Genomic DNA, 17,148 nt, shown 5'->3' with positions numbered 1-17,148 from the left:
GCTCGCGGGCGTGGTCGGCGCACGGCACGCCGGTAGCGTGTGCGCGTGATCGCGTGGCGTGCGGGAGTGGTGACGGAGTGCCGGGCCCGGTGGGACGGTGCGTGCGAGTCGACGGTCGCGCTCGACGGGGACGGCGGCACCGTCCGTGCGCTGTCCTACCCGCACCTGGTGGGCGAGCTCGTGCCGGGTGCGCGCGTGATGCTGAACGCGACCGCGCTGCTGCGAGGTCTGGGCACCGGCGGGTACGCACTCGTCGTCGCACGCACGGACGCGCTCGTGCCGGACCCGCTGCCCCGACCGGGGCACCTCGTGAAGGCGCGGTACACGCCGCTGCAGGCCATGGTGCTCGGGGTGGACGACCAGGAGTCGCCGCACCACGCCGTGCTGCGCGACGCGGACGACCTCGCAGGACTTCCCGTCGTCGTCGCGGACCTGCACTCGGCGCTGCCCGCCGTCGTCGCCGGCGCCCGGGTCGCTGCCGCACGCGCGGGCCGCGCCGCGCCGCGGGTGGCGTACGTCATGACCGACGGCGGCGCCCTGCCCGCGTGGTTCTCCCGCGCGGTCGACGGCCTGCGCGACGCCGGGTGGATCGACGCCTGCGTCACCACCGGTCAGGCGTTCGGCGGGGACCACGAGGCGGTCACGGTCCACACCGGGCTGCTCGCCGCGCGGCACGTCGTCGGCGCGGACCTCGTGGTCGTCGCGCAGGGCCCGGGCAACCTGGGCACCGGGACCCGGTGGGGGTTCTCCGGCGTCGCGGCCGGCGAGGCCCTCAACGCCGCGGCCGTGCTGGGCGGCCTGCCGGTCGCGTCGCTGCGCGTGTCCGGCGCCGACGCGCGTGAGCGGCACCTCGGGGTGTCGCACCACTCCCTGACCGCGTACGGGCGGGTCGCGCTGGCGCCGGCGCACGTCGTCGTGCCCGCCCTGCCCCCCGACCTTCCCGGCACGCCGCGGGACCTCATGGCCGATCCCGACCCCGGCGCGTGGTCGGCGCTCGCGGACCGTGTCGCCGCCCAGGCGGCGACCCTGACCGCGCCGGCGGGCCGGCACAGGGCGGTGACGGTCGAGGCGGGCACGGAGCTCCTCGACGCGCTGCGCGGCACGCCGGTGCGGCTGTCGACGATGGGGCGTGGGCTCGACGCGGACCCGGCCGCGTTCCTGGCCGCCGCGGCGGCCGGCGCGTACGCCGTGACCGCGACCGGTGACTAGGGGCGGGTCAGCCGACGGGGTCAGTCGGCAGCGGTCGCGCTGCGGCGTGCGACGAGGGTGGCCAGGCGGCGCGCCTCGGCCTCGGCGTACGCCCCGTCGGCGCGCTGCACGCCCATCACGGCGAGCGTGTCGCCGTCGGCCAGGTCGAGCTGGACCCACGGGCGACCCTGCCCGAAGCGCACCGACACGACCTGCGCCCAGGTGACGTGCGTGGTGATGAGCAGGTTGCGCACGCGCAGGCCGGTCGCGTCGGGCACGGCGCAGACGCTCGCCTGACGCCAGCAGAACCACGCGATGGCGAGGGCGAACAGCACGAACCCCACGCGGTCCAGCGAGCCGAGGGTGTCCATGACGACGACCAGCACGCCGGTGAGCACCACGACCAGCCCGGCCACCGACAGCGGGACGACGCGCGCGAGCCGCGGCCGGAACGGCGCGTCGAGCGGGTCGGCCACGGTCAGATCCGGCAGGCGAGGATCGACGTCACGAGGATCGCGCGGGCGCCGACGTCGTACAGGGCGTCCATGACGCGGTTGGTCTGGCTGCGCGGCACCATCGCCCGCACGGCGGCCCACTCGCCGTTGTGCAGCGGGGAGACGGTGGGTGACTCCAGGCCGGGTGTGATCGCGACAGCCTGCTCGACGAGCTCGAGGGGCACGTCGTAGTCCATGAGGACGTACTCACGCGCCGTGAGGACGCCCTGGAGACGGCGCGTGAGGACGTCGAGCCCAGCCGGCTGGTCGACGTCGGCACGACGCACCAGCACGGCCTCGGACCGCAGGATCGGCTCCCCGAAGACCTCCAGGCCCGCGGCGCGCAGCGTCGTGCCCGTCTCCACGACGTCCGCGATGACGTCCGCCACACCGAGGCGGATCGCGGACTCCACCGCGCCGTCGAGCCGCACGACCGCCGCCGGCTCGATGCCGCGCTCGCGCAGGTACGCGGAGACGAGCTCGGCGTAGGACGTGGCGACGCGCAGGCCTGCGATCTGCCGGGCGTCGGTCAGCCGGCCCTCGGTGCCGGCGAACCGGAACGTCGAGCGCGCGAACCCCAGGGGCAGGTGCTCGACGGCCGACGACGCGGAGTCGATGAGCAGGTCACGGCCGGTGATGCCGACGTCGACCGTGCCGGCACCGACGTACACGGCGACGTCGCGCGGACGCAGGAAGAAGAACTCGACGTCGTTGTCCGGGTCCGGCAGGACGAGCTCGCGCGAGTCGCGCCGTTGGCGGTAGCCCGCCTCGCGCAGCATCTCGCAGGCGGGCTCGGACAGGGAGCCCTTGTTGGGGACGGCGATCCTCAGCACGGTGTCCTCGGTGGTTCGGTGGTGCGGTGGGGGCGGGGGTGGGCGGCGCGCGTCACAGGTGCGTGTACACGTCCTGCAGGCTCAGGCCCTTGGCGAGCATGAGCACCTGCAGGTGGTACAGGAGCTGGGAGATCTCCTCGGCAGCGCGCTCGTCGGACTCGTGCTCGGACGCCATCCAGACCTCGGCGGCCTCCTCGACGATCTTCTTGCCGATGGCGTGCACGCCGGCGTCGAGCTCGGCGACGGTGCCCGACCCCGCGGGTCGTGTGGCGGCCTTGTGGGACAGCTCGGCGAACAGCTCCTCGAACGACTTCACGCCGTTGAGCCTAGACGTCCGTCCGACCTGCCACGCACACGCGTCCGTCAGGCGGCGCCCAGGGTGCGCAGCGTGAGGGCCGTGGCGACCGCCGCCTGGGCGGCCTCGGCACCCTTGTCCTCGTGCGAGCCGGGCAGGCCGGCGCGGTCGAGGGCCTGCTGCTCGTCGTCGCACGTGAGCACGCCGAACCCGACGGGCACGCCGGTGCGCAGGCCGACCTCGGTCAGGCCCCACGTGGCGGCCTGGCACACGTAGTCGAAGTGCGGGGTGCCGCCGCGGATGACGACACCGAGGGCGACGACCGCGTCGGCCGTGCCGGCGGCGCGCTGGGCGGCGACGGGCAGCTCGAACGAGCCCGGCACGCGCACGACGGTGACGTCCTCGACACCCGCCTCGGCCAGGGCGCGGCGCGCACCGGCGACCAGGCCGTCCATGACGGTGGTGTGCCAGCTCGCGGCCACGACGACGACCCGCAGGCCGCGGCCGTCCAGGTCCAGGGTGGGTGCGCCTGCGCCGCTCATGCCAGCTCCTCCAGAGGGTCGAACAAGTGGTCGGTGGTGTCGGCGCCTGCGGGTGCAGGACCGGCGAGGACGGGGTCGACGTGCACGGCCGGTGCGAGCTGCGGCGCACCGTCCGGCTCGTCGAGGTGCAGGGCGTGGCCCATGCTCGTGGCCTTGGTGCGCAGGTACGCCTCGTTGTGCGGCGTGCGGCCCACCTCCAGGCCGCGGACCTGCGCGACGTCGATGCCGTGCGCGCGCAGGCCGGCGACCTTGGCCGGGTTGTTCGTCAGCAGCTCCACGCGCCGCACACCGAGCTCGGCGAGGATCGCCGCGGCGGCACCGTACTCGCGTCGGTCCGCGGGCCAGCCCAGGTCGACGTTCGCCTCGACGGTGTCGCGCCCGTCGTCCTGCAGCGCGTAGGCGGCGACCTTCGCGAGCAGGCCGATACCCCGGCCCTCGTGCCCGCGCAGGTAGACCACGGCGCCGCCCTCGGCCGCGGTGATCTCCAGGGCGGCGTCGAGCTGCGGGCCGCAGTCGCAGCGGGCCGAGCCGAACGCGTCGCCGGTGAGGCACTCGGAGTGCACCCGGACCGCCGGCACCTCCGCCAGCCCGGACGTGGACACCAGGGCGACGTGCTCGTCGCCGGTGCGCAGGTCGCGGAACCCGTGGATGCGGAAGTCGCCGTGCCGGGTCGGCAGGTGGGCGGTGTGCGTGGCGTGCACGCGCGGCGCGACCGCGGCGGCCGACGCGACCGGCTCAACGGGGTCGTGCTGGGCGCGCCACGCGCGCAGGTCCGCGATCGTGAGCAGCACGAGCCCGGCGTCCTCGGCGAGGCGGGACGCCTCCGGTAGGCGGACCATCTGGCCGTCGTCACGGACGAGCTCGGCGATGCCCGCGACGGGCTCCAGCCCGGCCAGGCGGCACAGGTCGACCGCGGCCTCGGTGTGCCCGGCCCGGTGCAGCACACCGCCGGGCACGGCACGCAGCGGCAGCACGTGCCCCGGGCGGATGAGGTCGTTGCGCCCGGCACCTGGGTCCGCCAGCACGTGCAGCGTGCGCGTGCGGTCCGCCGCGGAGATGCCCGTCGACACACCCGTCGTCGCGTCGACCGTCACCGTGTAGGCGGTGCGCCGCGGGTCCTGGCTGTGCGGCACCATCAGCGGCAGGTCGAGCGCGTCGGCACGCTCCGCCGGCATGGGCGCGCACAGGTAGCCCGACGAGTGCCGGATCGTCCAGGCCACCCACTCGGGCGTCGCGGACTGCGCGGCGAGCACCACGTCGGCCTCGTCCTCCCGGTCCTGCGAGTCCGCGACGATGACGGGCCGCCCCGCGCGCAGCGCCTCGAGCGCGTCCTCGACCGTGCCGAGGCGCACGTCCTGGTCCGTCGCGCCGCTCACCGGGCCACCCCCGACGCCGCGAGCAGCCGCTCCGTGTACTTCGCCAGCACGTCCACCTCCAGGTTGACCCGCGCACCGGGCGCCAGCGACCCGAGGGTCGTGACCTCCAGCGTCGTCGGGATGAGCGACACGCCGAACGCGTCGTCGCTCACGTGCGTCACCGTCAGGGACACCCCCTGCACCGTGATCGAGCCCTTCTCCGCCACGTACCGGGCGAGCGCCGGGTCCAGGCCGATCTCCACGTCGTCCCAGCGAGGCCCGGGCCGGCGCGCGCGCACCACACCGACGCCGTCGACGTGCCCCTGCACGACATGCCCGCCGTACCGGCCCCCGACGGCCAGCGCACGCTCGAGGTTGACCGCGTCGCCCTCGCGTAGCTCGCCCAGCGCCGAGCGGCGCAGCGTCTCAGGCATGACGTCCGCGACGAACGTGCCGTCCCCCGGCAGCTCGGCCACCGTCAGGCACACGCCGCTCACCGCGATCGAGTCGCCGAGCCGCGCGTCGGACGTCACGAGCGGCCCGCGCACCTGCAGCCGCGCGTCCGCCTCGTCGCCGACCCCCGGCACGAGGGCGACGACCGTCCCCATCTCCTCGACGATCCCGGTGAACATCAGTGCTCCTCCTCGGTGGACGTGGCAGTCCGGGCCGCACCCGGCGGCGGGTCGTGGTGCGGGGTCGCGACGACGAGCACGTCGGGTCCCAGCGGGACGACGTCGACGGGGGTCAGGCGCAGCGCGTCGGCGATCGTCGCGACCCCCAGGTCCCCCACGGCCGCCCGCCCGGCGCCCAGCAGGACGGGCGCGACGTACGCGTGCACCTCGTCGACCAGACCGGCCGCCAGGAACGCCGCCGCGAGCGTCGGCCCGCCCTCGACCAGCACGTGGCGCACCTCGCGCTCGTGCAACGCGGCCAGGACGACCGCCGGGTCGTGCGTGCGCACCTGCACCAGCTCCCCGCCCGGACCGCGCAGGCGCGCACCCGCGGGCACCTCGCGGTGCCCCACGACGACGCGCAGGGGCTGGTGCTCCACCAGCGACCCGTCGCCCGTGCGCGCGGTGAGCGACGGGTCGTCGACCAGCGCGGTCCCGGTCCCGACGACGATCGCGCCGACCTCCGCCCGCAGGCCGTGCGCATGGCGGCGCGCCACGTCCGACGTGATCCAGCGGCTCGACCCGTCCGCGGCTGCGGCCCGCCCGTCCAGCGACGCCGCCAGCTTGAGCGTGACGAACGGCCGCCCGCGCCGCACCGCAGGCAGCCACGCGCCCAGGGTGCGCGTGCCCTCGTCGGCCAGCACCCCCGTCACCACGTCGACACCCGCCGCGCGCAGCCGCTGCGCACCCCCGGCGGCCACCGGGTTCGGGTCCTGCACCGACACCACCACGCGGCCCACGCCCGCCTGCAGCAGCGCCACCGAGCACGGCCCCGTGCGCCCCGTGTGGTCGCACGGCTCCAGCGTCACCACCGCTGTGGCGCCGCGCACGTCGGCACCGCGCTCGCGGGCGTCGGCCAGCGCGGCGACCTCGGCGTGCGGCGTGCCGGCACCACGGTGCCATCCCTCGCCGACGACGGCGCCGGCGCGGTCGAGCAGGACGCACCCGACACGCGGGTTCGGCCCGAGCGGACCCTGCTCGGCGAGCCCGAAGGCGTGCCGCATGGCCGCGAGCTCGTGGGCGGCGTCCTCGTGCTCGGCGACAGCGGAGCCGGCGCAGCGGGGCGACGTGGCGTCCACGGGATCGTCGGTCGCGCGCGTCGTGCTCGTCGTCGCGGACATCGCCCTGCACCTCCGTCGCCTCAGGGCTCCGGGGTCGCACGGGCGGCACGCCGCTCGTCGCGGTACGCCAGGGGCGCACCGCGCACGCGTCTCCTCCCATCCGGACTTTCACCGTCGGTCCTGGAGTTCCACCAGGTCAACCGCTCACCCCTCGCGGGGCTCACGGGTCGCGGACTGTCACCGCCGGCTCGGACTTTCACCGACCCCGGAGCACGTGTGTGTTCGTCAACGATCCTGCCACACGTCGCATTCCGCACCGGCGCATCGTCCGCACCACGGACGTCAGGCCTCGGAAGTCGGGTGCTCCGCCAGCCGACGCAGCGCCTCGACCTCCTGCGCGACGTCGTCCGCGCCGAACACCGCCGAGCCCGCGACGAAGACGTTGGCCCCCGCACGCGCGATCCGGCCGATCGTGTCGCGCGACACCCCGCCGTCGACCTGCACCCACGTGGCCGCGCCGCTCGCGTCGATCGCCGCACGCGCACGCCGCACCTTCGCCAACGTCCCCTCGATGAACGCCTGGCCACCGAAGCCCGGCTCCACCGTCATGACGAGCACCATGTCGACCTCGTCCAGCAGGTCGAGGAACGGCTCCACCGGTGACGCCGGCCGCAGCGCGACCGCCGCCCGCACGCCGCCGGCGCGCAGCTCGCGCGCCAACCGCACCGGGGCCTGCGTCGCCTCCGCGTGGAACGTCACCGACGCCGCACCCGCCTCCGCGTACTGCGGGGCCCACCGGTCGGCGTCCTCCACCATGAGGTGCACGTCCAGCGGCACGGGGGTCACCTCCGCCAGCCGGCGCACGACCGGCAGGCCGAGCGTGAGATTCGGCACGAAGTGCTGGTCCATCACGTCGACGTGCACGTAGTCCGCCGACGCGACCAGCTGCAGGTCGCGCTCGAGGTTCGCGAAGTCGGCCGAAAGGATGCTCGGGTTGATCAGCACGGGAGCCACGGCGCCCACGGTACCGAGGGCACCGCCCCCCCGCGTCACGTCGGCCCCGGTCACGACCGGCGCAGCAGCGTGAGGTGCATCGCGTCCGTGCCGTGCACGTGCGGCCACAGCTGCACGTCCTGCCGGCCGGGCACCGGCTCCCACGCGGGAGCGACCCTAGCCATCACCGGCGCGGCGTCCACCACCGCCACCGGGGTGCCCGCACGCGCCGCCGCCCGCACCGCGTCGAGCACCACGAGCTGCGTCTCCGCAAGGTGCGGCGAGCACGTCACGTACCCCACCACTCCCCCGGGCCGTACCGCCGCCACCGCCGACGCGAGCAGCTCACGCTGCAGCGCCGCCAACGTCGCCAGGTCCGCCGGCGTGCGCCGCCACCGCGACTCCGGACGCCGCCGCAGCGCGCCCAGGCCGGTGCACGGCGCGTCGAGCAGCACCCGGTCGTACGCACCCGGCTCCAGCTCCCCCACCGTCCGCGCGTCACCCGTACGGACCTCCTCGACCGCCTCGCCGGGCACCGCACGCAACGCCTGCCGCACGAGCCGCGCCCGGTGGGGCTGCACCTCGTTCGCCACCAGCCGCGCACCCCGCTGCGCCGCCAGCGCCCCCAGCAGAGCCGCCTTGCCGCCCGGCCCCGCACACATGTCGAGCCACCGCTCGTCGCGACCCGCCACCTCCGCCTCGACGAACGCCAGGGTCACCAGCTGCGACCCCTCGTCCTGCACACCCGCCAGGCCATCCCGCACCGCCGGCACGTCCCCCGGGTCACCACCGGACAGCACGAGCGCGGTCGGCGCCAGACCAGCCGGAACGGCGCCGGACTGCTCCGCGAGCTCCTGCGACGACACCAGCCCCGGCCGGGCGACCAACGTCACCCGCGGCGGCGCGTTGTCCGCCACCAGCGCCGCGGCCAGCTCCGCCGCGGGACGACCCGACCCCACGAGCGACTCCCGCAGCGCGCGCACCACCCACGCCGGGTGGCTCTCCACCGCCGCGAGCCGCGCCACCGTGTCAGCGCCGCCCGGGTCGGCTGCGTCCGCCACCCGCGTCAGCCACTCCTCGAGCGGCCGCTCCGCCACCCGCCGCAGCACCGCGTTGACGAACTGCGCCGCCCCCGCCCCCACGCGCTCGCGGGCGAGCCCGACGGTCTCGGAGACGGCCGCGTGCGCGGGGACGCGCATGCCGAGCAGCTGGTGGGCGCCGAGTCGCAGCACGTCGAGCACGGGCGGGTCGACCTCGTCGAGCGGGCGTGACGACGCCTGCGCGAGAACGGCGTCGTAGCGGCCCCGCAGGCGCAGGGTCCCGTACGCGAGCTCGGTGGCGAACGCGGCGTCACGTCCGGCGAGGCCCCGCTCGCGCAGCAGGGGCGGCAGCACCAGGTTCGCGTAGGCCTCGGACTCCGCGACGGCACGCAGCGTGTCGTACGCCGCCGCCCGCGCCGGGTCGCTCGTGCGGGCCCGGCGCGCAGGTGCCGCGGTCGTCCGACCGGCGCGCCCCTGGGCGCGCGCCTCGCCGCGCTGGCGTCCACGTGCGTCACGCCGCGCGTCCCGGGCGCGGCCCGCGCCCTGCTCGTCGCGGCTCACCGGGCGTCCTGCGTCGTCGGGACGTCGTGCCCGAGCACCGTGCCCGGCGCGGGACGCGCACCACGGGCCCAGTCGGCCGCAGGCATGGGCCGCTTGCCCGGGGGCGTGACGTCACCGAGTCGCACCGCCCCCGTCCCGGCGCCGACGAGGACGTCCCGCTTGCCGGCACGCAGCTCGCCGGGGCCGAGGTCGGTCACGTCGGGCACGGGCCGCACCGGACCCAGCCCGAGGCGCGAGCCGTCCGGCAGCGTGGTCCAGGCGCCCGGTGCCGGGGTACAGCCGCGGATGCGCCGGTCGACGACGTGAGCGGGGTGCGTCCAGCGCACCCGGGCGTCGTCCACGGTGAGCTTCGGTGCGTGGCTCACGCCCTCGGCAGGCTGCGGGACGGGGTGCAGCGCACCGTCCTCGAGGGCGTCGAGCGTGCTCACCAGGAGCTGGGCACCTGCCGTCGCGAGACGGCCCAGCAGGTCACCTGACGTGTCGGTCGGGCGGATCGTCTCGGTGAGCGTGCCGTAGACGGGGCCGGTGTCCAGCCCCTCCTCGAGGCGGAACGTCGAGGCTCCCGTGACCTCGTCGCCCGCCATCAGGGCGTGCTGCACCGGGGCGGCGCCCCGCCAGGCGGGCAGGACCGAGAAGTGCAGGTTCACCCAGCCGTGGCGCGGCATGCCGAGCAGCGGTGCCGGCACCAGCATGCCGTAGGCGACCACGGGCGCGGCGTCGACGCCGAGCGCGGCGATCTCCGCGGCCGGCTCGGAGCCGCGCAGCGTCCCGGGGGTCAGTACCGGCAGCCCGTGGTCCCGGGCGACCGCACCCACCGCCGACGGCCGCAGGGTCCGGCCACGTCCGACCCGGGCGTCCGGGCGGGTCAGGACGGCCACCACCTCGTGCCGGGAGCCCAGCAGGGCCTCGAGCGAGGGCACGGCGGCCGCGGGACTCCCCGCGAAGAGCAGACGCATGGCCCCGATCCTAGGTCGCGCCCACCAGCCGCCCGCGCCTCAGAGCAGGTCCACCGGGTCGAGCTGGACGCGCACGGCGCCGCCCTCACGCCGGGCGCTGCGGATCGCGGCCGAGGCCGCCACCGCGCGGGCGAGCGCGGCACCGTCGCCCGGCGGGACACGCAGCAACGTGCGCACCTCCGGGTCCAGCGCACGGCCGCGCTGGTCGTCCGAGGGCAGCGGCACCGGGCCCAGCACCTGCACGCCCGGGGTGTCCACGCGGGCGACGAGCGCCGCGACCGCGTCGCGCGCGCCGGTCACGGCGGCGACACGCACCGTCGGGGGCAGCAGGAGCTCGGCGCGCTCGTCGAGCTCCCGCGACGCGAGCCAGGCCGGGTCCCACCGCACGAGCGCCTGCGTCGGCCGCACCGCACCGTCGCCGACGAGCAGGACGCGGCCGCCGTCGCCGGCCGGCCGAACCAGCGACGCCGCCGCGAGCCAGCGTCGCAGCGCGTCGACCTCCGCGCCGAGGCGTTCACCCGCGCTCGCGACCGCGGCGTCGAGCAGGACGGCGGCCACGTAGCCGGACGGCGCGTGCGGCTCGGCACCGGGGGTCGCGACCACGAGTGCGGGCCGGTCGGGCACGTCGGCGAGGACCCCCCCGGCGGCGCGCGCACCCGAGACGCGCACGGTGACCCCGGGGAACGCCCGCCCCAGCTCCTCGGCGGTCCGCTCCGACCCGACCCGCACCGAACGCAGACCAGTGGCGCCGCACTCGTCACAGCGCCGGTCCGTCGCGAGCCGGCCGCACCACCCGCACGACGGCGGTCCGTCGCCCCGCGTGAGGCCCAGCGGGCCGTGGCACGCGCCGCACCGCGCGGGAGTGCGGCAGCGCACGCACGCGACGACCGGCACGTACCCCGCCCGCGGGACCTGGACGAGCACGGGCCCGTCCGCCAGCGCGTCACGCAGCGCGCGCCACGCGGGGGCGGGCAGGCGAGCTGCAGCCGCCGGCCCCTCACGCGCGAGCTCGAGGCTCGTGAGCGCAGTGACGCGCGGCGTGCGGGCACGCACCGTGGCACGGTCCGCGACGACCTCGTGCGCCCACCCCGTCGCGACCAGCTGCTGGGCCTCCACGGTGCGCGCGTGCCCGCCGACGAGCAGGGCGGCCCCCTCGAGCTCGGAGCGCAGCGCGAGCACGTCGCGTACGTGCGGGTAGGGCGCTCGCGGCTCGGCGTGCTGCAGGTCGCCGTCGTCCCAGCAGACCGCCAGCCCGAGGTCGGCGACCGGCGCGAAGGCGGACGCGCGGGTCCCGACGACGACGCGGGCGCGCCCGTGCAGCGTGGCGAGGAAGGCGCGGTACCGGGCGGCGGCCCCGGCATCGGCGACGAGCCGGGCGACCGTGCCACCGTCGGCGGCGTCCCGCAGCCCGAGTGCGGCCAGCGCGCGGCAGACGCGGTCGACGTCGCGGCCGTCGGGCACCACGACGAGCGCGCCCCGGTTGCCCGCGACGCACGCCGCGACGGCCTGGGCCAGTGCCGCGGGCCACGCGCCGTCCGGCGCCCCCGGCAGCGCCGTCCAGACGGCGCGGGGCGCCCCACCCGACCGCACGTGCCGCAGGAACGCGGGCCCGCCGCGGTACGCGTCCCAGGCGGGTGCGGGCGGTGCGTCGCGCCCGACGTCGACCGGCGACGTCTCCGGCGTCGGAGCGGCGTCGGTGCCGGCGGCCGGATGCCGTTCGGACTCGACGCGCGCGTGCCGCGGCGGGACCGCCAGGCGCAGCACGTCTGCGAGGGTGCCCGCCCAGCGGTCGGCGACCGCGCGTGCGAGGGCGAGCACCTGCGGGGCGACGACCGCCTCGTCCGAGACCACACGACGGAGCGGGAGCAGACGGCCGTCGTGCTCCGCCCGGTCCACGCGCTCGAGGAGCCAGCCGTCGACGTCCTGCCCCGCGAAGCGCACCTTGACCCGCACACCGGGGCGCGCGGACGTGTCGAGGTCCGCCGGGACGAGGTACTCGAAGGGCCGGTCGAGATGGGGTGGGGCGAGGTCGACGCACACGCGTGCGACGGGCGCCGTCGCTGCCGGGCCCGAGGGGGCGGCGGCTCGGCGACGGCGCACCGCGGGCACCTCGAGACCCGCCAGCGCGGGCTGCTCGGGAGGGTGCGCGCCGGTCACGGGGCCCATCCCACCACGTCGACGCCGGCCGTCCTCGCGTGGTGCGTGGCCGACCGGCGTGTCCGGACGACGTGGGTCAGCCCACCGCCGACAGCAGGTCCGCGGTGCGGTCGGTGCGCTCCCACGTGAACTCCGGCAGCTCGCGCCCGAAGTGCCCGTAGGCCGCGGTGCGTCGGTAGACGGGTCGCAGGAGGTCGAGATCACGGATGATCGCGGCCGGGCGCAGGTCGAAGACCTGGCGGATCGCGTCGGTGAGGACGACGTCGGGCACCGTGCCGGTGCCGAACGTCTCGACGTACAGGCCGACGGGGTGCGCCTTGCCGATGGCGTAGGCCACCTGGACCTCGCAGCGGCGCGCGAGGCCGGCCGCGACGACGTTCTTGGCGACCCAGCGCATCGCGTAGGCGGCCGAGCGGTCGACCTTCGACGGGTCCTTCCCCGAGAACGCGCCGCCGCCGTGGCGCGCCATGCCGCCGTAGGTGTCGACGATGATCTTGCGGCCCGTGAGCCCCGCGTCGCCCTGCGGACCGCCGATGACGAACTGGCCGGTGGGGTTCACCAGGAGCCGGTGACCGGACGTGTCGATGCCGACGTCGGCGAGGACCGGTGCGACGACCAGCTCGGCGACCTGCGCGGAGAGCGCCGCCTCCGAGACGTTGGGCTCGTGCTGCGTGGAGAGCACCACGGTGTCGAGCGAGACGGGGACGTCACCGTCGTACCCGACGGTGACCTGGGTCTTCCCGTCGGGGCGCAGCCCCTCGAGCGTGCCGTCCTTGCGCACCTGCGCGAGGCGCTCCGAGAGACGGTGCGCGAGCCAGATGGGGAGCGGGAGCAGCGACGGCGTCTCGTCGCTCGCGTAGCCGAACATCAGGCCCTGGTCGCCGGCACCCTGCAGGTCCAGCGGGTCGAGATCGCGGTCGTCCTGCCGTACCTCGATCGCCTTGTCGACGCCCGCCGCGATGTCCGGCGACTGCTGACCGATGGAGACGGAGACGCCGCACGAGTCCCCGTCGAAGCCGATGTGCGACGACGTGTAGCCGATGCCGCGGACGACCTCGCGCACGATCTGCGGGATCTCCACGTAGGCGCTCGTCGTCACCTCGCCGGCGACGTGCACGAGGCCGGTCGTGACCATGGTCTCCACCGCGACGCGAGCGGTCGTGTCCTGCTCGAGGATCGCGTCGAGGATCGCGTCCGAGATCTGGTCGCAGATCTTGTCGGGGTGCCCCTCGGTCACGGACTCCGAAGTGAACAGGCGCAGGGGTGCGGCAGTCATGCGGGAAGCGTAGCGGGGTGTCCGGGTGCTGCGGCACGCGTGTCCACGACCGGGACGACGAGGTCCCACACGGTGTGCGCGACCTCGAGCTTCGTGCCGGCGGCCGACGCGAGGACGTCACCCGCGCGGTCGAGCACGGTGATCTCGTTGGTTGGCGTCCCGAAGCCCCGGCCGGCGCCCACGGGGTTCACGACGAGGAGGTCGGCACCCTTGCGTCGTGCCTTGGCGCGGGCGTGGTCGAGGACGTCGCCGTCCGCGTCGCCGGTCTCGGCCGCGAACCCCACGACCACCTGCCCGTCCCGCGGCGGGTCGGTCACGAGCTCGCGCAGCACGTCCACCGTCTCGACCAGCGTCAGCGTCGTGGAGCCGCCGGACTTCTTGAGCTTGGCGTCGGCGGCGCTCTGCGGGCGGTAGTCCGCGACGGCAGCCGCCATGACGACGACGTCTGCGTCGCTCGCCGCGGTGCGCACCGCGGTGCGGAGCTCTGCACCGGTCTCGACGGGCACGACGTCGACCCCCACCGGGAGCCCGGCCAGCACGTCGGTGGCCACGCTCGCGGCCACGAGGGTCACCTGTGCGCCCCGCTCCGCCGCGGCCCGCGCGAGCGCCACGCCCTGCCGTCCCGTCGACCTGTTGCCCAGGAACCGCACGGGGTCGAGCGGCTCGCGGGTGCCCCCCGCAGAGACGACGACCCGCCGCCCGGCCAGGTCGGCACGTGCGCCCGTCGCGACGAGCGCGAGCGCGGCGGCGGCGATGTCGTCGGGCTCCGGTAGCCGCCCGGCGCCCGAGTCGTGCCCGGTGAGTCGGCCCACGGCCGGGTCGAGCACGTGCACACCCCGTGCGCGGAGCGTCGCCACGTTCGCGGTCGTCGCCGGGTGCTCCCACATCTCGGTGTGCATCGCGGGCGCCAGCAGGACCGGGCACCGTGCCACGAGCAGCGTCGCGGTCAGCAGGTCGTCCGCGCGGCCGCCGGCCGCGCGCGCCAGGAGGTCCGCCGTGGCCGGGGCCACGACGACGAGGTCGGCGCTCTTGCCGATGGCGACGTGGGCGACCTGGTCGACGTCGTCGAAGACGTCGGTCGTCACGGGCTCGCCCGAGAGGGCCTCCCACGTCGCGCGACCGACGAACTCGAGGGACGCACGCGTCGGCACGACACGGACCGCGTGCCCCTGCTCGCGCAGCAGGCGCAGCAGCAGGATCGCCTTGTAGGCGGCGATGCCGCCCGCGACGCCGAGGACGATGCGCATGGCGGGGAGGCTCAGGCCTCCGGCAGCTGCTCGGACGTCAGCAGCCCGGCGTCGATCTCGCGCATCGCGATCGACAGCGGCTTCTCCTGCGGGCGCGTCTCGACGAGCGGGCCGACGTACTCGAGCAGGCCCTCGTTGAGCTGCGCGTAGTACGCGTTGATCTGACGCGCGCGCTTGGCGGAGAAGAGCACGAGCGCGTACTTCGAGTCGGCGCGCTCGAGGAGGCGGTCGATCGGCGGGTCGGTGATGCCCGTGGGGGCGGCAACGGTTCCGGACACGGAGGACTCCCGTCCTGTCGGAGAGTGGTGCGGGTGCGCAGGCGCCGGAGCGCGGCGCAACGGCCCATCCTACCCGGTCGCGCGCGAGAAGCCGCGCGCGGGCGTCAGGTGTCGACGCCCATCAGACGGACGATCTCGTCCGTCGCCCGGTGCACGTCGTCGTTCACGACGACGTGGTCGAACTCCGACTCGGCCGCGAGCTCGACACGAGCGGTCGCCAGGCGCCGCTCGCGCTCCTCCTCGCCCTCGGTCCCCCGTCCGACGAGCCGTCGGACCAGCTCCTCCCAGGACGGCGGAGCGAGGAACACGAAGCGTGCGTCGGGCATCGACTCGCGCACCTGCCGGGCGCCCTGCAGGTCGATCTCCAACAGCGCCGGCTCGCCGGAGCCCAGCCGCTCCAGCACCGGACCCCGGGGCGTGCCGTACCGGTTGCGCCCGTGCACGACAGCCCACTCCAGCAGCTCGCCGCGCTCGGCCATCTCGTCGAACCGCTCGGACGAGACGAAGTGGTAGTGGAGGCCGTCGACCTCACCCGGGCGCGGCTCGCGGGTCGTCATGGAGACCGACAGCCAGACCTGCGGGTAACGAGCACGGATGTCGGCCGAGACCGTCCCCTTGCCCACGGCTGTCGGTCCGGCGAGCACGGTGAGCCGTGCCGGCGTGGTGGTCATGGGTCGTGCACCGCTCCAGGTCCGCAGAAGTGACGTCCGGGTGCCCCGGACACGCGAACGGCGCCCCACCCGGTCCGGGTGGGGCGCCGTGGGCTCACAGGACGCTCAGCCGAACCGGTCGACGAGCGCCTTGACCTGGTGCGGGCCGAGGCCACGCACCCGGCGCGTCTCCGAGATGCCGATCTCGGACATGATCGCACGGGCCTTGACCTTCCCCACACCGGGAAGGGACTCCAGCAGGGCGGCGACCTTGAGCTTGCCGATCGTCTCGTCCTGCTGTCCCTGCTCGATCACCTCGGACAGGGAGCCCTGCGAGTACTTGAGGCGGTTCTTCACCTCGGCACGGGCCTGCCGCGCCGCGGCAGCCTTCTCGAGCGCAGCGGCTCGTTGTTCGGGAGTCAGCGGAGGAAGAGCCACGCGCTTCACCTTCTCGTCACTGGGCCGGAGATCCTTGTCGCCGATGCGCGGGATCTGAGGACGAAACTAGCGACGGGAGTGCCGCTCGGCAACGCGGGCGTGTCCGCGTGTCGCGCTCAGGACCTGCGCCGACGCCCGCGGCCCGCTTCCTCCGCCCCTCCGGGTGACGTTCGGGACGGCTCGGTGCGCGCGCGCGGCGAGGGGACGGTACGCCCCTCCTGCGTGCCCGGCGCGAGCGCCCGGACGTGCGCCACCGTGCAGCTCGCGAGCCGCGGGTCACCGTCCACCAGCGCCACGACCACGTCGGAGAAGGCCTTGCGCAGGCCCCGGGCGGTGATGGGCATGCCGACGGCCGCGACCGCCCCGGTCCGCGGGTGCACCGAGGGGTGAGCACGCACCCAGAGCTGCGGTGGCGGGCTGCCCTGGAGCGTCGCGACGAGATCCTGGCGCACCGTCAACCACGACGTGAGCGCGTGCCGGGTGGCGTCCCCCAGCCGGTGCGTGACGTCGTCGAGCCGCAGGGTCGTCCGGTCGTCCGCGAGGTCGGTCAGGAGCGCTCGTCCGAGGTGGCGCTCGGTGACGCCGGTGTCCGCCAGCACGAGGACGTGGGCGCGGAACCGCACCCACACCGGCCACGACACGCCGTGCGGGCGACGCCCGGCCGCCCGTGCGAGCAGGAGTCGGGCCGGGGCCGTGTCACGCGCGACCGGCGGTGTCGCGGGGCGCTGCAGCGCTGCCAGCGCCGTGTCCGCCGTCGCGGCGCCGAGGAGCCGGCTCTCCAACGCGAAGCGCACGAGGCTGCGCGCCGCCGTGGCGCGCTGCCGCACGGACGCGGCCGACGGCTCACGCCCCGACCCGGTGGGTGACACCAGCCACAGAGCGAGCACCGGACCGCCGAGGACGTCGTCGAGCGGGTCGTCCCCGACGGACCGTGCGAGGTCCGTCAGTGCCCACCGGTAGGCCCGCGCCGTTCCCGGGTGCCGGTCCCCCAGAGTCGTCAGGCACCGACCCACCGCCTCCCCCACGGTCATGTCCCTCGCCACGCGGGCACCCTAGCGACAGGGGGCGACGGCCCGAGACCGAGGCGGTGTGTCGTCGTGGCCTGCCGCCGTC

Annotated in this window: 18 protein-coding genes and 1 riboswitch; of the genes, 1 reads left to right on the top strand and 17 read right to left on the bottom strand. The window is 76.0% G+C overall.

The features are described from left to right. Positions 1 to 45: 45 nt before the first annotated feature. On the top strand, positions 46 to 1,209 hold the full coding sequence (locus CFLA_RS09440; protein ID WP_013117096.1) for a DUF3866 family protein: 1,164 nt from the start codon (positions 46 to 48) through the stop codon (positions 1,207 to 1,209). A gap of 20 nt (positions 1,210 to 1,229) precedes the next feature. Here CFLA_RS09440 and CFLA_RS09435 read toward each other — a convergent pair whose 3' ends face one another. The 17 genes from CFLA_RS09435 to CFLA_RS19735 form a co-directional block, all read right to left on the bottom strand. Then, positions 1,230 to 1,664, bottom strand: a complete 435-nt coding sequence (locus CFLA_RS09435) for a PH domain-containing protein (RefSeq protein WP_013117095.1) — start codon at positions 1,662 to 1,664, stop codon at positions 1,230 to 1,232. A gap of 2 nt (positions 1,665 to 1,666) precedes the next feature. Then, positions 1,667 to 2,515 (bottom strand): ATP phosphoribosyltransferase, encoded by an 849-nt coding sequence (gene hisG / locus CFLA_RS09430; RefSeq protein ID WP_013117094.1) that lies wholly within the window; start codon positions 2,513 to 2,515, stop codon positions 1,667 to 1,669. Between the two features lie 52 nt (positions 2,516 to 2,567). Beyond that, a complete protein-coding gene (locus tag CFLA_RS09425) occupies positions 2,568 to 2,831 on the bottom strand; it encodes a phosphoribosyl-ATP diphosphatase (protein WP_013117093.1) in 264 nt (87 codons plus the stop codon). Positions 2,832 to 2,878: 47 nt separating this feature from the next. Then, positions 2,879 to 3,352 (bottom strand): 6,7-dimethyl-8-ribityllumazine synthase, encoded by a 474-nt coding sequence (gene ribH, locus CFLA_RS09420; protein ID WP_013117092.1) that lies wholly within the window; start codon positions 3,350 to 3,352, stop codon positions 2,879 to 2,881. After that, a complete protein-coding gene (locus CFLA_RS09415) occupies positions 3,349 to 4,728 on the bottom strand; it encodes a bifunctional 3,4-dihydroxy-2-butanone-4-phosphate synthase/GTP cyclohydrolase II (protein ID WP_013117091.1) in 1,380 nt (459 codons plus the stop codon). The genes ribH and CFLA_RS09415 overlap by 4 nt, the downstream gene beginning before the upstream one ends. Further along, a complete protein-coding gene (locus CFLA_RS09410) occupies positions 4,725 to 5,339 on the bottom strand; it encodes a riboflavin synthase (protein WP_013117090.1) in 615 nt (204 codons plus the stop codon). The genes CFLA_RS09415 and CFLA_RS09410 overlap by 4 nt, the downstream gene beginning before the upstream one ends. Then, positions 5,339 to 6,499, bottom strand: a complete 1,161-nt coding sequence (ribD, locus tag CFLA_RS09405; RefSeq protein WP_013117089.1) for a bifunctional diaminohydroxyphosphoribosylaminopyrimidine deaminase/5-amino-6-(5-phosphoribosylamino)uracil reductase RibD — start codon at positions 6,497 to 6,499, stop codon at positions 5,339 to 5,341. Before ribD ends, CFLA_RS09410 begins: the two co-directional genes overlap by 1 nt. A gap of 84 nt (positions 6,500 to 6,583) precedes the next feature. Further along, positions 6,584 to 6,717, bottom strand: a riboswitch (FMN riboswitch). Positions 6,718 to 6,781: 64 nt separating this feature from the next. Further along, positions 6,782 to 7,453 (bottom strand): ribulose-phosphate 3-epimerase, encoded by a 672-nt coding sequence (gene rpe, locus CFLA_RS09400; protein WP_052302825.1) that lies wholly within the window; start codon positions 7,451 to 7,453, stop codon positions 6,782 to 6,784. A gap of 50 nt (positions 7,454 to 7,503) precedes the next feature. Next, the gene (locus CFLA_RS09395) at positions 7,504 to 9,033 is read right to left on the bottom strand and encodes an RsmB/NOP family class I SAM-dependent RNA methyltransferase (RefSeq protein WP_013117087.1); all 1,530 of its coding nucleotides are present in this window, start codon (positions 9,031 to 9,033) and stop codon (positions 7,504 to 7,506) included. Continuing rightward, positions 9,030 to 9,989 (bottom strand): methionyl-tRNA formyltransferase, encoded by a 960-nt coding sequence (locus CFLA_RS09390; protein ID WP_013117086.1) that lies wholly within the window; start codon positions 9,987 to 9,989, stop codon positions 9,030 to 9,032. The genes CFLA_RS09395 and CFLA_RS09390 overlap by 4 nt, the downstream gene beginning before the upstream one ends. Before the next feature lie 39 nt (positions 9,990 to 10,028). Further along, a complete protein-coding gene (locus CFLA_RS09385; protein ID WP_013117085.1) occupies positions 10,029 to 12,155 on the bottom strand; it encodes a primosomal protein N' in 2,127 nt (708 codons plus the stop codon). Positions 12,156 to 12,222: 67 nt separating this feature from the next. Beyond that, positions 12,223 to 13,422 carry a methionine adenosyltransferase gene (gene metK, locus CFLA_RS09380; protein ID WP_013117084.1) on the bottom strand — a complete coding sequence of 400 codons (1,200 nt, stop codon included), beginning with the start codon at positions 13,420 to 13,422 and terminating at the stop codon, positions 12,223 to 12,225. Beyond that, positions 13,419 to 14,669, bottom strand: a complete 1,251-nt coding sequence (gene coaBC / locus CFLA_RS09375; protein WP_013117083.1) for a bifunctional phosphopantothenoylcysteine decarboxylase/phosphopantothenate--cysteine ligase CoaBC — start codon at positions 14,667 to 14,669, stop codon at positions 13,419 to 13,421. The genes metK and coaBC overlap by 4 nt, the downstream gene beginning before the upstream one ends. A gap of 11 nt (positions 14,670 to 14,680) precedes the next feature. After that, positions 14,681 to 14,947, bottom strand: coding sequence for a DNA-directed RNA polymerase subunit omega (gene rpoZ, locus CFLA_RS09370; RefSeq protein ID WP_013117082.1), 267 nt, complete (start codon positions 14,945 to 14,947; stop codon positions 14,681 to 14,683). A gap of 104 nt (positions 14,948 to 15,051) precedes the next feature. Further along, positions 15,052 to 15,618, bottom strand: a complete 567-nt coding sequence (gene gmk, locus CFLA_RS09365) for a guanylate kinase (RefSeq protein ID WP_013117081.1) — start codon at positions 15,616 to 15,618, stop codon at positions 15,052 to 15,054. 105 nt (positions 15,619 to 15,723) lie between these two features. Beyond that, positions 15,724 to 16,035, bottom strand: coding sequence for an integration host factor, actinobacterial type (mihF, locus tag CFLA_RS09360; protein WP_013117080.1), 312 nt, complete (start codon positions 16,033 to 16,035; stop codon positions 15,724 to 15,726). 116 nt (positions 16,036 to 16,151) lie between these two features. Then, positions 16,152 to 17,078 (bottom strand): hypothetical protein, encoded by a 927-nt coding sequence (locus CFLA_RS19735; RefSeq protein WP_148234327.1) that lies wholly within the window; start codon positions 17,076 to 17,078, stop codon positions 16,152 to 16,154. Positions 17,079 to 17,148 lie beyond the last annotated feature (70 nt).

The organism is Cellulomonas flavigena DSM 20109 (assembly GCF_000092865.1).
Taxonomy (GTDB): Bacteria; Actinomycetota; Actinomycetes; order Actinomycetales; family Cellulomonadaceae; genus Cellulomonas; species Cellulomonas flavigena.
Note: the sequence above shows the minus strand (reverse complement) of the source record. Positions and strands in the feature narration are given on the sequence as shown.

What these genes read in the sequence shown, in the direction of transcription:
- ribH (WP_013117092.1), bottom strand. Translation starts at nt 3,352, where the DNA reads ATGAGCGGCGCAGGCGCACCCACCCTGGACCTGGACGGCCGCGGCCTG.
- CFLA_RS09410 (WP_013117090.1), bottom strand. Translation starts at nt 5,339, where the DNA reads ATGTTCACCGGGATCGTCGAGGAGATGGGGACGGTCGTCGCCCTCGTG.
- ribD (WP_013117089.1), bottom strand. Translation starts at nt 6,499, where the DNA reads ATGTCCGCGACGACGAGCACGACGCGCGCGACCGACGATCCCGTGGAC.
- CFLA_RS09390 (WP_013117086.1), bottom strand. Translation starts at nt 9,989, where the DNA reads ATGCGTCTGCTCTTCGCGGGGAGTCCCGCGGCCGCCGTGCCCTCGCTC.
- CFLA_RS09385 (WP_013117085.1), bottom strand. Translation starts at nt 12,155, where the DNA reads ATGGGCCCCGTGACCGGCGCGCACCCTCCCGAGCAGCCCGCGCTGGCG.
- metK (WP_013117084.1), bottom strand. Translation starts at nt 13,422, where the DNA reads ATGACTGCCGCACCCCTGCGCCTGTTCACTTCGGAGTCCGTGACCGAG.
- coaBC (WP_013117083.1), bottom strand. Translation starts at nt 14,669, where the DNA reads ATGCGCATCGTCCTCGGCGTCGCGGGCGGCATCGCCGCCTACAAGGCG.
- gmk (WP_013117081.1), bottom strand. Translation starts at nt 15,618, where the DNA reads ATGACCACCACGCCGGCACGGCTCACCGTGCTCGCCGGACCGACAGCC.